This window comes from Sphingomonas crocodyli, from assembly GCF_004005865.1.
GTDB classification, from domain to species: Bacteria; Pseudomonadota; Alphaproteobacteria; order Sphingomonadales; family Sphingomonadaceae; genus Rhizorhabdus; species Rhizorhabdus crocodyli.
In genome coordinates, this window is the sequence record NZ_SACN01000001.1 from 1,958,343 (window position 1) to 1,973,515 (window position 15,173).

A 15,173-nucleotide genomic window follows, 5' to 3' on the forward strand; every position below is an offset into this window, starting at 1 on the left:
ACTCTGCTGTTTGGAGCGAGCGATACACGGGGCCGGGGGCAGGCGCGATGCACGCGAACGCACATCGGATTTGCGTTAAGGGGAAACGGGGAAGGCCCGCCTCAGCGGCGGCGATCGTACAGCCAGAGGCCGACGGAGATCGCCGCGCCGATCGCGAGGCCCGCGATGATGCCGATCGTGGGCTGGTGCATCCGTGCGCCGACGAAGGCCCCGACGACGATGGTGAGGGCGAGGATGGCGCCGGCGGCGCGCGATGCCTTGGGTGCGGGATCGGACATGCGCGCCCCTTGCCACGACAGGCAGGCGGACGCCAGCCATTCACCGTTCATGTTTGCCGGTGTTTTGGGGCGGAAGATTTGCTGTCCCACCTGTCCCGTTGCGGGAACAACGGTTCATATCGGGATTTGGTGAACGCGGCGTGCACCAGCGAACGGGCTGAAATCGGCCAAGTCCGCAAAGCTGGCACGCGGCTTGGAAGGGGAAGGGGCGTTTTGGGAGGGGTTGCTTGGAAGAGCTGTTCTATATCGCCGATCGATCGGGCATCGAGCAGGCGACCGAGTTGCTGCGTGATTTCGGCGATGCGGCCTTTGCTGAGGCGGCATCGCGCGCCGTGCGTTACCGCGAACTCGGCAATGCGATCCGTTTCTGCGAATGGCGCCAGATCGAGCGCGTCCTCGTCGTCCTCGCCCAATCGAGCGCCGTCGGCACCGTCCACTGACGCGACGACCCGTCACGGCCGTGCGCCGGATGGTTTCTTAATCGAACTGTTTACTGGCGGGGCGTCAGACGCCGCGCTAGACAGGCGCGCATGAAGGCCGGTCGCGCGTCGTTGGGCGCACAGTCCCTCGCGGTCATAGCGTTATTCTGTGCGGGCGCCCGAACCGAGGCCCAAGGCACTGCGCCTGTCGCGCCCGAAACGCTTCCGTCGTCCGATACGGCGGGGCTCGATCCCGCGTCGGACATGGCGCCCTTGCCCGATCTGGGTGTCGAATGGCCGTCGATGGACGGGGAGGATGCGTCTTCTGGCGGCGCCACGACCAAGCCCGACAAGGACGCCGAAACCGGCGTCGATGAACAGGCCGAGCAACATTATCAGATCGCGATCGAAGGGCTGCAGGACGCCGAGGGCCTGAGCGACGAGACGCGTGCGGGATTGAAGCTGCGTTTCGACAGCCTGTCCGCGCTCAAGGAAGGCGACGGTAAGGGCAATATCGCCCAGATTGATCGCCGCGCGCGGCAGGATGAGGAATTGCTGGGCGAACTGCTGCGCGCGGCCGGCTATTATGAGGCGAATGTCTCGACGCGGATCGAGCGACCGGCAGGCGGGAAGCTGCGCGTCGTGCTCGATGCCGATCCGGGGACGCTCTACACGCTGGCAGCGATCGACCTGCCAGGGATCGAGGCGGCGGGCGACAGGGCGCCGGAGGTGCGCAAGGCGCTGGGCCTCAAGATCGGCGATCCGGTCGACGCGGATAAGATCACGGCCGGGCAGGCGGCCGTCACGGCGGAGCTGGGGCGCGAAGGCTTCGTCTTCGCCAAGGTTGCCGAGCCCGAGCTGACCGTCGATCACGAAGCGCACAATGCCGCGCTGGTCATGGGCATCGAACCCAATGGTTCGCGCAAGTTCGGCAAGATCACGATCGAGGGCGATCGGCTGTTCAGCGCCAAGCATATCGGCCGCATCGCCCGCTTCCGCCCCGGCCAGCCTTATGACAGCGCGCGGATCGAGGATCTGCGCCGCGCGCTTATCCAGACGGGCCTTGTCAGCGCGGTGACGATCAAGCCGGTCGAGACGAGCGATCCCGACGTGGTCGACGTTTCGGTGAAGCTGGAGCCGGCACCGGCGCGGACGATTTCGGGCGCGCTCGGCTATGGCACGGGCGAGGGCTATCGCGTCGAGGCGAGCTGGCAGCATCGCAACCTGATCCGCCCCGAAGGCGGCGTCACCTTCCGCGGCGTGCTGGGTACGCAGGAACAGACGCTGGGCGCGGTCCTGCGCCGCAATAATTACAAGGCGCGCGATCGCGTGCTGACGGGGCAGGTCTATCTCAGCCACCTCGACCAGAATGCCTATGAGGCGCGCAGCCTTACGATCGCGGCGGGGATGGAGCGCCAGACCAACATCATCTGGCAGAAGAAATGGACCTGGTTCTACGGGGTCGAGTTCGTCGCATCGAAGGAAGACGATACCGTCAAGGCGACGGGCGCGCCGCGTTCGCGCCAATATCTGATCGGCGCGTTCCCGACAGGCCTGACCTATGACGGATCGGACGACCTGCTGAACCCCAGCAAGGGCTATCGCCTGTCGGGCCGCGTTTCGCCCGAAGCGTCGCTGCAGGGGAGCGCCTTCGGCTATGTGAAGGCGCAAGTCGACGGCAGTTACTATATGCCCGTCACCGATCGCGTGGTGATGGCGGGCCGCGTGCGGCTGGGCAGCATCTTCGGCGCGGGGGCGGAACGGATCGCGCCGACGCGGCGCTTCTATGCGGGCGGCGGCGGATCGGTGCGCGGCTTCGGCTATCAGAAGATCGGCCCGGTCGACGTCAACGGCGATCCGGCGGGCGGGCGCAGCCTTGCGGAATTCTCGATCGAGAGCCGCGTGCGCTTCGGCGATTTCGGCGTGGTGCCGTTCATCGACGGCGGTAATCTCTATGCGGCGACGCTGCCGACCTTCGACAATCTGCGCTACGGCGCGGGTCTGGGCGTGCGTTATTATACCAGCTTCGGGCCGATCCGCGTCGATGTCGGCACCCCGCTCAATCGGCGGCCGGGGGATTCGCGCGTCACCGTCTATGTCTCGCTGGGGCAGGCCTTCTGATGTCGCGGGCGATGCTCCTGCGGATCGCGCGCGGCGTGGGCATGGCGCTGGTCGGGCTGTTGCTGCTGCTCGCGATCGCGGTGGCGATGCTCGATACCGGGCCGGGGCATCGGCTGATCGTCGATCGCATCGCGAAGATCGCGCCGTCATCGGGCCTGCGCATCAAGATCGGGCGGATCGACGGTTCGATCTGGAGCAAGGCGACGATCCGCGACCTGCGGCTTTATGATGCGCGCGGGCTGTTCCTCGAGGCGCCCGAAATCGCGCTCGACTGGAAACCGGCGGCGTGGATGGCGAACCGGCTGTCGATTGACCGGCTCGAATCCGATCTGGTGGTGCTGCAGCGCCTGCCCAAACTGAAACCTTCGACGAAGAAGGGGCCGCTGCTGCCCGGCTTCGACATCCATCTGGGCAAGCTGAAGATCGCGCATCTGCGGCTGGGCAAGGCGGTGCCAGGCATGGCGAGCAGCGTGCGGATCGACGGGCGCGCCGACATTCGCAAGGGCCGCGCGCTGATCGATCTGGCGGCCGACAGCAACGTACGCGACCAGCTGAAGCTGCGCGTCGATGCCGAGCCGGACGCCAATCGCTTCGATGTCGAGGCGCGCGTGACGGGGCCGGACAAGGGGCTGTTCGCCGGGCTGATCGGGTTCCAGCGGCCGGTGTCGGGCGGCGTTTCGGGCAAGGGGACGTGGAAGGTCTGGAAGGGGCTGGCGCGGCTCGATCTGGGCGATCTGCGCGTCGTCGATCTGGCGCTGACCGCCGAACAGGGGCGCTATGGGCTGAACGGCACGCTGGCGCCGTCAAAGCTGTTGAAGGGCAAGCTGCAGCGGCTGACCGCGCCTGAAATCCGGGTCGATGGCGGCGCGATCCTGGCCGATCGCCGATTGGACGGCAGCATCGCGGTCAAGACGCCCGAGATCGAGTTCACCGCCGCGGGCATCCTCGATCTGGCGAACAATGCGTTTGAGAAGGCGACGCTCGACGGCAAGCTGATCAAGCCGCCGGCGCTGTTCCCGAACATGACGGGGCGCAACATCCGCCTGCATGCGGAGTTCGAAGGGCCGTTCGCGACCGCCGATTACAGCTATGCGCTGACCGCCGATCATGTCGCGTTCGACAATACCGGGTTTGACGTTGTGCGCGCAGACGGGAAGGGGAAACTTTCCCCCGCGCCGGTCAAGCTGCCGGTGCGGCTGACCGCGCGGCGCGTGACCGGGATCGGCGATGTCGCGGGCGGAATCCTGGGCAACCTCACCGTCGACGGCGTTCTGGCGATCGACGCGAAAGAGGTGGTCGGCAAGCAGCTCAAGCTGCGTTCGGACAAGTTGAGCGGGCTGCTCGATCTCCATCTCGATCTCCGGACGGGCGACTATGATGTTGCCCTGAATGGGAAAATGCTCCGCTACCTGATCCCCGGCCTTGGCATCGTCGATGTCAGTTCGGAACTGAAGGTGGTGCCGGGTGCCAAGGGCGGGACCGTGGTGGCCGGGCGCGGGCGCGCCTGGGTGCGCCGCTTCGACAACAGCTTCCTGCGTTATCTGGCGGGCGGCCTGCCGGCGATCGACACGCGGATGCGGCGCGGGCCGGACGGGATCCTCCATTTCGACGGACTTGTGCTGACCGGGCCGTCGATCCGGATCACCGGCAGCGGCTATCGGCGCAAGGACGGCACCTTCTACTTCAAGGGTAAGGGCAATCAGACGCAGTATGGCGCGCTCGAACTCACGCTCGACGGAAATATCTCGCGCCCGAAGGTCGATCTGCTGCTCGCATCGCCGATCGATCCGCTGGGGCTGAAGGATGTCGGGTTGAAGCTGGAGCCGACGCCCGAGGGCTTCCGCTATACGGCTGGCGGCGGATCGATGCTGGGGCCGTTCACCAGCAACGGCGCGATCCTGCTTCCGCCCAACCAGCCCGCGACGATCCAGGTGGCCGAGATCGACGTGTCGGGCGCGAAGGGTTCGGGCAGCCTGCGCTCCGATCCGGGCGGCTTTACCGGGCGGATCGATCTGGCGGGCGGCACCGTCACCGGGCCGATGCTGTTCGCGGTGCGCGGCGGGGTGCAGGCGATCGAGCCGCATTTGCTGGCGCAGCGCGCGCGTTTCGAGGCGGCGACGCCGATCGATATCGGGCGGGGCCGCTTCGACGGGACGATCCTGCTCGATCCGGCGGGCACGACGATCGACGGCCGCGCGGGCGTCGCTGGGCTGCGCATGGGCGGGATCAGCCTTGCGCGCGGCCGGGCCGACATCAAGCTGAAGGGCGGCAACGGCACGATCCGTGGCGCGGCATCGGGCCAGCGCGGGCGCGGCTTCCAGGTGGAATCGACCCTGACGCTCGCGCCCGACAGCGTGACCGTGGAAGGCAAGGGCACGATCGATCGCCGCCCGATCGCGATCGACACGCCCGCCGTCCTGCGGCGCGAGGGCGAAGGCTGGCGGCTGGCGCAGACCAGCCTGAGCTTTGCGGGCGGCAAGGCGAATGTCGCGGGCCGCTTCGGCGGCGGCGCGAACGAACTCCATGCGAGCATGAGCGCGATGCCGCTGTCGCTGCTCGACATCGGCTTCCCGCAACTGGGGCTGAGCGGCACGGCATCGGGCAAGCTCGATTATGCCGCGCCCGGCAATGGTGCGCCGCCGACGGGGCGTGCGAACCTGACCATCAAGGGCATGTCGCGTTCAGGTCTCGTCCTCTCCTCGCGTCCCGCCGACATCGCGGTCGCGGCGGTGCTGACGCCGAACAGCGCGGCGGGGCGTGCGATCGTCTCCAGCGGCGGCAAGGTCGTGGGGCGTGCGCAGGGGCGGATCTTGAACTTGCTCGCAGGCGGGGCGCTGGCCGATCGGCTGCGCAATGGCGGGCTGTTTGGGCAGCTGCGCTATAACGGTCCGGCGGATACGCTGTGGCGTTTGATCGGGGTCGAGACGATCGACATTTCGGGGCCGGTCGCGATCGGCGCGGACGTGGGTGGCACCGTTGCCGATCCGCGCATTCGCGGCACGGTGCAGACCACGGCCGCGCGCCTCGAAAGCGCGGTTTCGGGCACGGTCATCACCAATATCAATGCGGCCGGTCGCTTCGACGGCTCCCGCCTGCTGATCGGCAAGCTTTCCGGCCAGACGCGTGGCGGCGGCACGATTGCGGGCAAGGCGTCGTTCGATTTTGCGGGCGGGCGCGGATTCGGCATGGACGTGCAGGTCGATGCGACCAATGCGCAACTGCTCAACCGCGACGATATCGGCGCGACCGTCACCGGGCCGCTGCAGCTTACGTCCAACGGCAATGGCGGCACGATCGCGGGCGATGTGAAGCTCAACAAGAGCCGCTTCCGCCTGGGCCGCGCCACCGCCGTCGCGGCGATCCCGCAGATCAAGACGACCGAACTCAACCGCGCCGACGCCGGCATCGACGATGTCGCGCCGCGCGCGCCGTGGAAGCTCGATATCAAGGCGGATGCGCGAAACCAGCTGATGGTCACGGGCCTGGGCCTCGACAGCGAATGGCGCGCGAATGTGCAGATCGGCGGGCAGCTCGACAATCCGGCGATCAGCGGGCGGGCCGATCTGGTGCGTGGCGGCTATGAGTTCGCCGGGCGCCGCTTCGATCTCGATCGCGGATCGATCCGCTTCCTGGGGCAGGCGCCGCCCGATCCGGTGCTGGATATCGTGGCGAAGGCGAACATCAACGGCGTCAGCGCGACGATCAGCGTGACCGGCACCGGGCTGCGGCCGGAGATCAACTTCACGTCGGTGCCGTCGCTGCCCGAGGACGAATTGCTGTCGCGCCTTCTGTTCGGCACGTCGATCACCAACCTGTCGGCGCCCGAGGCGCTGCAGCTGGCGGCGGCGGTCAATTCGCTACGCAGCAGCGGCGGCGGGCTCGATCCGATCAATGCGGTCCGCAAGGCGACCGGCCTCGATCGCTTGCGCATCCTGCCTGCCGATCCGACGACGGGGCAGGGGACGTCGCTGTCGGTCGGCAAATATATCGGCCGCAAGACCTTCGTGGAGGTGATCAGCGACGGCGCCGGCTATTCGGCCACGCGTGTCGAGTTCCAGATCACACGCTGGCTCTCGCTGCTGTCGAGCATATCGACGATCGGCCGCCAGAGCGCGAGCGTGCGCGTGTCGAAGGATTATTGATCGATGCGCGCGGCACGCCTGATCGTGCTGGTCTATGCGCTGCTGTGCATCGGCGCATTGATGCTGATCCCGATATCGGCAAGCGGCTGGTTTGGGCAGGGCGACGGGCTGGCTGGGATCTATGCGATCCTGCTGGCGATGCCGTGGAGCATGATGCTGGCGCGGCTGGCCGTTTCATCACCGTGGATCGCGGTTCCGCTGCTGGTGGCCGGCATGGCGGCGAACGGGGCGATCATATTGGGCATAGCGAGGCTGCTGAGCGCCGCGAAGAGGGGCTGACCGATGGACTTCATGCGCATCCTGCAGTCGCTGGAGGAATTCCTCTATGAGGTGATGACCTGGCTGATCTTCTATCCGCGCACGATGTGGCGATCGATCAGGCACCCGATCCAGATGCTGCGCTATTCGGATCGCGAGTTGAACGATCCGCTGGAGGATCGCTTCGCGGATACGCTGAGCCCGCCGCTGTTCCTGATGCTGACGATCCTGTTGTCGCACGCTGTGGAATTGGCCTCGCACACCGCGCTGCCGCCGACCCATTCGCCGATCGGCAAGGAGATTATGGCGTCGGATCAGAATCTGCTGATCCTGCGGTCGATCCTGTTCGCCATCTATCCGTTGATGTTCGCGCTGCGCCGACTCCAGCGGCAGCGCGCGGCGCTCAATCGGGAGACGCTGCGCAAGCCGTTCTTCGCGCAATGCTTCGTCGCGGCGCCGGCGGCCTTCGCGATCGGGGTCGGCACGATCATGGCGCGCGCCCATGCGCATTGGATCGCGATCGCCGGGGCGCTGCTCGCGATCGGGGCGGTCGTCTGGTATCTGTGGGTGGAGACGATCTGGCTGCATTCGCATGCGCGGATCGGCTGGTTCGCGGCGTTTCGGTCGGCGCTGGGCACTTGGCTGCTCGCATCGCTGATCAACAGCGCGGTCAGTTTCGCGATCCTGGGCACCTGAGGATCGCTTGACCTCCCGTGCCGGCTCCTATCAGGTGGCCGGACGCGAAAAGATCGGGGGAATGCATGAACGTCGCCGAAGCTGTGGCAAGCCGCCGGTCGATCCGGGCCTTTCTCGATACGCCGGTGCCGCTGGAAACCGTGCGGCGCGTGCTCGATCAGGCGCGGATGGCGCCTTCGGGATGCAATTATCAGCCGTGGGAGGCGATCGTGCTGACCGGCGCGCCGCTGAAGGCGCTGCAGGATCGGCTGGCGGCGAGCGAGCGTGACGATCCGCAGGAATATGACTTCTCCGCCCCCAGTGCGATCGGCCCCAAATATCACAGCCGGCTGCAGCATCTGGGCGGGCAGCTTTACGGATCGCTGGGCATCGGCCGCGACCAGCGCGAGTTCAGCAAGGCGTTTTCGGATCGCAACCTGGTGTCGTTCGGCGCGCCGGTGCTGCTGCTCTGCCATTTCCCGAAGGCGATGAAGGAGCCACAATGGTCCGACGCGGGCATGTGGCTGCAGACGATCATGCTGCTGCTGCGCGGCGAGGGGCTGGATAGCTGCCCGCAGGAATATATGGGCGTCTATGGGCGCAGCATCAAAGACCATCTCGGCCTGTCAGACGACACTTTGCTGTTTTGCGGGGTCGCGATCGGCCATCGCGACCCGGAATCGCCCGCGAACAATTTCGAGCGCGATCGCGTGCCGCTGGACGACAATATCCGCTTCGAGGGCTTTTAGACCCGGTTCGCGATATGGCCGTGGAACAGGCGGCCGCGCTCGACGATCAGGACGATCACAAGCGCGGTGACGCCGGCCCCGGTGAAGCCGAGGACCAGCGGCAACGTGGTGCCGTTGAACGCCTGCCCAACGAAGAATCCAGCGATCACGCCGAGCATCGTCGACAGGAAGCCCTGCACCGACGATGCCGTACCCGCGATATGCGCCATCGGCTCCATCGCCATCGCGTTGAAGTTCGACCCCGTCAGGTTGAAGAAGAACATCATCAGCCCCTGCAGCACCGCGAAGGTGACGATGGTTTCATGGCCCGTGAAGATCACCGCGAGGTGGATCAGGTTGATCGCGATGATGCCGATCAGTGCGGTGTGCGAAACCTTGCGCATCCCGTACCGCTCGACGATGCGCGAGTTGACCAGCGCCGCCACCGCCATCGTGCCGGCGATCCCCGCGAAGACCAGCGGGAAGCCGCGTTCCATGTCGAACACGTCGACGAACACCTGCTCGGCGCTGTTGATGAAGCTCATGATGCAGGTGAACATGCACCCGATGCACAGGGTGTAGCCGAGCGAATAGCGGTTGGTGACGGTCTGCTTCATCGCCGTGGCGATCGAGCCGACCGTGATGGCGCGCCGGTCCTCCGGATGGAGCGTTTCGGGCAGGCGCAGCGCGACCCACAAAGCGACAAGGCCGCTGAAGCCGGCGAGCGCGTAGAAGATGCCGCGCCACGGCGCGAACAGCAGCACGAGCTGGCCGAGCGAGGGCGCCAGGATCGGCACCGCCAGGAACACCATCGTGCACAGCGACATCACGCGCGCCATCGTGCGCCCGCCATAGCAATCGCGCACGACCGAAACCGAAAGCACGCGCGTCGATGCCGACGCCATGCCCTGCAGCAGCCGCGCGATGAGCAGCAGCGCGAAGCTGGCGGCGACCGACGCGATCAGGCTCATCAGCGCATAGGTGGCGATCGTGGCGATCAGGATGGGGCGGCGCCCATAACGATCGGCGAGCGGGCCATAAACGAGCTGCATCACCGAGAAGCCGGCCATGTAGATCGCGATCACCCACTGACGATGATTTTCGACCGTGACGCCCAGTTCGGCGCCCAGCGCGGGCAGCGCCGGCAGCATCATGTCCACGCCCAGCGCGTTGACCGCCATCACCATCGCCATCAGCGCGACGAACTCGCCGAAGCGCATGCCGGGATGGGGCGTGGTCTGTTTCGGGAGGGCGGGCGAGTGCACGGGCAGTTCCTGACGCGGACAAGTGACGAGGGCGTGACGCGCGCGAGTTTGGCGCGAACGCGGGTTCGATGATGTGGGGGCCGCCGGCGGTCCGGCGGAGCGGACGCGCGCTCCTTAGCCGTTAACCGCCATTCGGGCAACCATTGCCGCTGTCATATTTCCTGCGTAGATGGCGCCGGATGCCCCAGGAGAGCATCCCTATGCCCCCGCGCGCGAACCGTGCGGCGATCGCCTTCATCCTCGTCACCGCGATGCTCGATGTGATGGCGATGGGGCTCGTCATCCCCGTATTGCCCACGTTGATCACTGAGTTCGCCGGGTCGAACGCGGCGGCGGGCGAATGGAACGGCGTGCTGGTGGCGCTTTGGGCGATGATGCAGTTCGTCTGCTCGCCGCTGATCGGATCGCTTTCCGATCGTTATGGGCGGCGGCCGGTGATCCTGATCTCCACCGCCGGCCTTGCCGCCGACTGGGTGATGATGGCGCTGGCGCCCAGCATGGCGTGGCTGGTGATCGGGCGGATCATCGGCGGGATCACGTCGTCCAGCTTCACCGCCGTCAACGCCTATATGGCCGACATCACCCCGCCGGAGGGCCGCGCGCGGGCTTATGGCCTGATCGGCGCGGCATTCGGGGCGGGCTTCGTGATCGGGCCGGCGCTGGGCGGGATGCTCGGCGAGATCGGGCCGCGCGTGCCTTTCTGGAGCGCGGCGGCCTTGTCGGGGATCGCCTTCCTCTACGGCCTGTTCGTCCTGCCGGAATCGCTGCCGAAGGACCGGCGCATGGCCTTTTCGTGGAAGCGCGCCAATCCGGTCGGCGCGCTGACCCTGCTGCGGTCGCATCCCGAACTGGCGAGCCTCGCGACGGTCAACTTCCTCGTCTATTTCTCGCACCACGTCTTTGCGGCGGTCTATGTGCTCTACGCCGATCAGCGGTACGGGATCGGCACCTTCGCCGTCGGGTTGCTGCTCGCGGGGGCGGGGGTGCTCGACATGCTGGTGCAGGGGCTGGTGGTCGGCCCGGTGACGAAGCGGCTGGGCGATCGGGCGACGATGCTGATCGGGCTGTTCGGTGGCGCGCTGGGCCTTGCGGTGATCGCCTTCGCGACAAGCCCGCTGGTCTTCGCGCTGGGGCTTATCCCCAATGCCTGCTGGGGCCTCGCCATGCCGACGATCCAGGCGATGATGACGCGCCGCGTGTCGGAGCGTGAGCAGGGGCAGTTGCAAGGCGCGAACAACAGTGTCGGCGCGATTGCGGGGATCGGATCGCCGATCTTCTTCGGCTGGGTCTATGCGATGACGATCACGACGCATCCGTGGGCGGCGTTCGGGATTGCGGCGGCGGTGCTGCTGGCGGCCGCCGGCGTCGGCGCGCTGGTCCACCGGAAAAGCGAGGAATAGGCTTCCGGCCGAAATGATTGTCCGTCACCTTCTCCCGCAAAAGAGAAGGAGAGGGCGAATGGACGAGACGATCAGGCCGTTTCACGTCGAGATGCCGCAGGATGCGCTCGACGATCTGCGCAGCCGTCTGCGCCACGCGCGCTGGCCCGAGGCGGAGACGATCGGCGAGTGGAAGCAGGGCGTACCGATCGCCGACATGCGGCGGCTCGTGGCGCATTGGGCCGACAATTACGACTGGCGCCGGTGTGAGGCGATGCTCAACGGCTGGGGGCAGCATGTCACCACCATCGACGGGCTCGACATCCATTTCCTCCATATCCGATCGAAGCACGAAAATGCGCTGCCGCTGATCATGACGCATGGCTGGCCGGGATCGGTGCTCGAGTTCGTCCACGTCATCGGCCCGCTGGTCGATCCAGTCGCGCATGGCGGCAAGGCGGAGGATGCGTTTCACCTGATCCTGCCATCCTGTCCGGGCTTCGCTTTCTCGGGGAAACCCGACCGGCACGGCTGGAGCATCAAGCGCACGGCGAAGGCGTGGGCCGAACTGATGCGGCGGCTGGGCTATGATCGCTATGTCGCGCAGGGCGGGGACTATGGCGCGTCGATCACGTTGCAGATGGCGGGCGATGCCGCGCCGGGGCTGATCGCCTATCATTCGAACCTGGCTTTCGCGATCCCGACCGCGGACGACATCGCGAACGCCGACGAGGATGAGAAACGCTACCTCGCGCAGCGCGCCGAAACCGCGATGTGGCTGACCGGCTATATGATGGAGCAGTCGACCCGCCCGCAGACGATCGGCTACGCGCTGACCGACTCGCCGGTGGGACAGGCGGCCTGGATCTACGAGAAGTTCCGCGACTGGACGACCGACTGCGGCGGCGATCCGCTCAACGTCTTCGCGATCGACGACCTGCTCGACAATATCACGCTCTACTGGCTGACCGCGACGGCCGCCTCGTCGGCGCGGCTCTATTGGGAGCTGCGTTATTCGCCCTATCAGATGCCCACCGGTGTCCCGATCCCGGCGGGCTATTCGGCCTTCCAAGGCGAAACCCGCCACGCCTCGCGCCGCTGGATGGAGCGGCACATGAGCAACCTCGTCTATTGGAGCGAACCGCCGAAGGGCGGCCACTTCGCGGCGCTGCAGGAGCCGGGGCTTTTCGTGGAGGAGATGCGGCAGTTCTTCGGGATGTTTCGACAGTAAAGTCCTCCCCCGGAGGGGGAGGGGGACCGCGAAGCGGTGGAGGGGTATTCGAGGCCGGGCGTCTTGCTGCCGGCCAATACCCCTCCGTCAGTCCTGCGGACTGCCACCTCCCCCTCCGGGGGAGGATCTAAAGAAGAAGGGCGCCCCGGCATGGCCGGGACGCCCCTCCTGTCGTTCCGATCCGGTAGGGATCAGCTCGAATAGTACATGTCGAACTCGACCGGGCTCGGCGTCATTTCCCAGCGGGCGACTTCCGGCCACTTCAGCTCGATGTAGCTCTCGATCTGGTCCTCGGTGAACACGCCGCCCTTGGTGAGGAAGGCATGGTCGGCTTCGAGGCTGTTGAGCGCTTCGCGCAGCGAACCGCAGACCGTCGGGATTTCCTTCAGCTCTTCCGGCGGCAGATCGTAGAGGTTCTTGTCCATCGCGTCGCCGGGGTGGATCTTGTTCTCGATGCCGTCGAGGCCGGCCATCAGCAGCGCTGCATAGCAGAGATACGGATTGGCCATCGCGTCGGGGAAGCGGAACTCGACGCGCTTCGCCTTCGCACCCGAACCATAGGGGATGCGGCACGAAGCCGAGCGGTTGCGCGCCGAATAAGCGAGCAGAACCGGCGCTTCGTAACCCGGCACCAGGCGCTTGTAGCTGTTGGTGGTCGGGTTGGTGAAGGCGTTGAGCGCCTTGGCGTGCTTGATGACGCCGCCGATGAAGTACAGGCAGGTGTCCGACAGACCGGCATAGCCGTTGCCGGCGAACAGCGGGTTGCCCTTGTCCCAGATCGACATGTGGGTGTGCATGCCTGAGCCGTTATCCTTGGCGATCGGCTTCGGCATGAACGTCACGGTCTTGCCGTAGGCCTGGGCGACCTGCCACACGACATACTTGTAGATCTGCATGCGATCGGCGGTCTGCACCAGCGTGCCGAAGGTCAGGCCCAGCTCATGCTGAGCGGCGGCGACTTCGTGGTGATGCTTGTCGCAGGGCAGGCCCATTTCGAGCATGGTCGAAACCATCTCGGCGCGGATGTCGACGGCCGAATCGACCGGGGCGACGGGGAAGTAGCCGCCCTTGGCGCGCGGACGGTGCGCCAGGTTGCCGCCTTCATATTCCTTGCCGGTGTTGGTCGGCAGTTCGATGTCGTCGATGTGGTAGTAGGACGAGCTGTAGGTGCTGTCGAAACGCACGTCGTCGAACATGAAGAATTCGGCTTCCGGACCGACATAGATCGTGTCGCCGATGCCCAGCGTCTTCACATAGGCTTCGGCGCGCTTGGCGCACGAACGCGGATCGCGGGCATAGAGTTCGCCGGTCGAAGGCTCGACGATGTCGCAGACCAGGATCAGCATCGGGGTGGCCGAGAACGGATCGACCCAAACCGCATCCAGATCCGGCTTCAGGATCATGTCCGATTCGTTGATGGCCTTCCAGCCTTCGATCGACGAACCGTCGAACATGAAGCCTTCGTTGAGCTCGTCTTCACCGACGACGCCCGAAACCATCGTCAGGTGCTGCCACTTGCCCTTGGGATCGGTGAAGCGAAGATCGACCCACTCGATCTCCTTGTCCTTGATCATCTTCAGGACGTCTGAAGCCTTGTTCGCCATGATGGTGCCTTCCCCGTGAGAATGCTTTTGAAACTGTGCGGGCGATCGTTGTCGCCCCGTTGACCGATGCGGTGCGCGATCAGATCGCGTCGCCGTCCCTCTCCCCGGTCCGGATGCGGACCGCCCCTTCGACCGGAATGATGAAGATCTTTCCGTCCCCGATGCGGCCGGTCTGCGCGGCGGCGGCGATCGCCTCCACGACGCGATCGGCCAGGCCGTCTTCCACGACGACCTCGAGCTTCACCTTGGGGAGGAAATCGACGACATATTCGGCGCCGCGATAGAGTTCGGTATGGCCCTTCTGGCGGCCGAAACCCTTGGCCTCGGTGACGGTGATGCCGGAAACGCCGACTTCGTGCAGCGCCTCCTTCACTTCATCGAGCTTGAAGGGCTTAATGATGGCTTCGATCTTCTTCACTTGGCCCTCCCCGGCCCGCGCAACAAAAGTCCCATAAGCGTGCCACGAAGCGAGTCGCAAGGATAGTGCGCCGCGCCGCCGCGATATTCTGTTGCGCTGCCGCATATCGGGGCAGTTTTGTGACAGCTGCCCTTTTTTTGGGCTGACACTGCCTAAGCGGTGATCGTTTCTAGAAGCGGCGCTCCCCGGCATCGGTCTTTTCGCACCGGCCGGTGAAATCGAAGCCGGTTCCGGTCATGGTCAGCATGCCTGTCATGCGATCGATGCGGATTTTCGGGTGATTGAGCCCGTTGAGCTTGAACGCCGCACGGATTTCCTTGTCGCCGACGATGACGTCGTTGAGCGGCCACCAGCCGTCGCCGCTGCCGCTGCCGTGAATCGGCGGGACCATCGATTTGGGGAGCTGGATCGATCCGCTGTCGCCTGCGATGCGCACAGTTACCGCTGCGGCATAGGGGCGGGATTCGGTTTCCATGCCGCTTTGCGAGACGTACTTCTTACGCTTGGCGTCCCACATATAGCCGCTCTTATACTGCGAGCTGAGCTTCCCGCCCTCGCCGGGGCAGACGAGGTTGAGTGTCTCGGCCTTTGCGCCTGCGCCGCTGGCCAACAGAGCCGTAAAAAGGGCAATCGCGATGGTGGAACGCATGTGCCG

General features: G+C 65.9%; 13 protein-coding genes. 8 read left to right on the top strand and 5 right to left on the bottom strand.

Translation table 11 applies throughout. The features are described 5' to 3' along the window. Positions 1 to 101: 101 nt before the first annotated feature. Positions 102 to 278 (bottom strand): hypothetical protein, encoded by a 177-nt coding sequence (locus tag EOD43_RS23620; protein ID WP_164857171.1) that lies wholly within the window; start codon positions 276 to 278, stop codon positions 102 to 104. A gap of 227 nt (positions 279 to 505) precedes the next feature. On the opposite strand from EOD43_RS23620, the gene EOD43_RS09415 reads away from it, so the two are divergent. The 6 genes from EOD43_RS09415 (at position 506) to EOD43_RS09440 (ending at position 8,642) form a co-directional block, all read left to right on the top strand. Next, positions 506 to 718, top strand: coding sequence for a hypothetical protein (locus EOD43_RS09415; protein WP_206363510.1), 213 nt, complete (start codon positions 506 to 508; stop codon positions 716 to 718). Between the two features lie 90 nt (positions 719 to 808). Beyond that, positions 809 to 2,818 (top strand): autotransporter assembly complex protein TamA, encoded by a 2,010-nt coding sequence (locus EOD43_RS09420; RefSeq protein ID WP_127743222.1) that lies wholly within the window; start codon positions 809 to 811, stop codon positions 2,816 to 2,818. Positions 2,819 to 2,829: 11 nt separating this feature from the next. After that, entirely contained in the window at positions 2,830 to 6,960 is a 4,131-nt protein-coding gene (locus EOD43_RS09425; RefSeq protein ID WP_240653129.1) for a translocation/assembly module TamB domain-containing protein, read from the top strand. Between the two features lie 3 nt (positions 6,961 to 6,963). Continuing rightward, entirely contained in the window at positions 6,964 to 7,239 is a 276-nt protein-coding gene (locus EOD43_RS09430; RefSeq protein ID WP_127743224.1) for an SCO4225 family membrane protein, read from the top strand. Positions 7,240 to 7,242: 3 nt separating this feature from the next. Continuing rightward, complete coding sequence (locus EOD43_RS09435) at positions 7,243 to 7,914, top strand: hypothetical protein (protein ID WP_127743225.1); 672 nt, start codon at positions 7,243 to 7,245, stop codon at positions 7,912 to 7,914. Positions 7,915 to 7,979: 65 nt separating this feature from the next. After that, a complete protein-coding gene (locus tag EOD43_RS09440; protein WP_127743226.1) occupies positions 7,980 to 8,642 on the top strand; it encodes a nitroreductase in 663 nt (220 codons plus the stop codon). Here EOD43_RS09440 and EOD43_RS09445 read toward each other — a convergent pair. Next, the gene (locus EOD43_RS09445; RefSeq protein ID WP_338068993.1) at positions 8,639 to 9,886 is read right to left on the bottom strand and encodes a multidrug effflux MFS transporter; all 1,248 of its coding nucleotides are present in this window, start codon (positions 9,884 to 9,886) and stop codon (positions 8,639 to 8,641) included. The two genes, EOD43_RS09440 and EOD43_RS09445, sit on opposite strands and share 4 nt — an antisense overlap. Positions 9,887 to 10,086: 200 nt before the next feature. On the opposite strand from EOD43_RS09445, the gene EOD43_RS09450 reads away from it, so the two are divergent. Beyond that, positions 10,087 to 11,286 carry a TCR/Tet family MFS transporter gene (locus EOD43_RS09450; protein ID WP_127744691.1) on the top strand — a complete coding sequence of 400 codons (1,200 nt, stop codon included), beginning with the start codon at positions 10,087 to 10,089 and terminating at the stop codon, positions 11,284 to 11,286. A gap of 58 nt (positions 11,287 to 11,344) precedes the next feature. After that, a complete protein-coding gene (locus tag EOD43_RS09455; RefSeq protein WP_206363511.1) occupies positions 11,345 to 12,496 on the top strand; it encodes an epoxide hydrolase family protein in 1,152 nt (383 codons plus the stop codon). Positions 12,497 to 12,687: 191 nt separating this feature from the next. Here the strand turns inward: EOD43_RS09455 and glnA are convergent, their stop codons facing one another. From glnA to EOD43_RS09470, 3 genes are all read right to left on the bottom strand, one after another. Next, positions 12,688 to 14,100, bottom strand: coding sequence for a type I glutamate--ammonia ligase (gene glnA / locus EOD43_RS09460; protein ID WP_127743227.1), 1,413 nt, complete (start codon positions 14,098 to 14,100; stop codon positions 12,688 to 12,690). Between the two features lie 79 nt (positions 14,101 to 14,179). Beyond that, positions 14,180 to 14,518, bottom strand: coding sequence for a P-II family nitrogen regulator (locus EOD43_RS09465; protein ID WP_127743228.1), 339 nt, complete (start codon positions 14,516 to 14,518; stop codon positions 14,180 to 14,182). A 169-nt stretch (positions 14,519 to 14,687) separates the two neighbouring features. Then, entirely contained in the window at positions 14,688 to 15,167 is a 480-nt protein-coding gene (locus tag EOD43_RS09470) for a hypothetical protein (protein ID WP_127743229.1), read from the bottom strand. Between the last annotated feature and the right edge of the window lie 6 nt (positions 15,168 to 15,173).

Excerpts from the sequence above, each read along its gene's own strand:
- EOD43_RS23620 (WP_164857171.1), bottom strand. The coding sequence starts at position 278 with ATGTCCGATCCCGCACCCAAGGCATCGCGCGCCGCCGGCGCCATCCTC.
- EOD43_RS09420 (WP_127743222.1), top strand. The coding sequence starts at position 809 with ATGAAGGCCGGTCGCGCGTCGTTGGGCGCACAGTCCCTCGCGGTCATA.
- EOD43_RS09425 (WP_240653129.1), top strand. The coding sequence starts at position 2,830 with ATGCTCCTGCGGATCGCGCGCGGCGTGGGCATGGCGCTGGTCGGGCTG.
- EOD43_RS09430 (WP_127743224.1), top strand. The coding sequence starts at position 6,964 with ATGCGCGCGGCACGCCTGATCGTGCTGGTCTATGCGCTGCTGTGCATC.
- EOD43_RS09435 (WP_127743225.1), top strand. The coding sequence starts at position 7,243 with ATGGACTTCATGCGCATCCTGCAGTCGCTGGAGGAATTCCTCTATGAG.
- EOD43_RS09440 (WP_127743226.1), top strand. The coding sequence starts at position 7,980 with ATGAACGTCGCCGAAGCTGTGGCAAGCCGCCGGTCGATCCGGGCCTTT.
- EOD43_RS09450 (WP_127744691.1), top strand. The coding sequence starts at position 10,087 with ATGCCCCCGCGCGCGAACCGTGCGGCGATCGCCTTCATCCTCGTCACC.
- EOD43_RS09455 (WP_206363511.1), top strand. The coding sequence starts at position 11,345 with ATGGACGAGACGATCAGGCCGTTTCACGTCGAGATGCCGCAGGATGCG.
- glnA (WP_127743227.1), bottom strand. The coding sequence starts at position 14,100 with ATGGCGAACAAGGCTTCAGACGTCCTGAAGATGATCAAGGACAAGGAG.
- EOD43_RS09470 (WP_127743229.1), bottom strand. The coding sequence starts at position 15,167 with ATGCGTTCCACCATCGCGATTGCCCTTTTTACGGCTCTGTTGGCCAGC.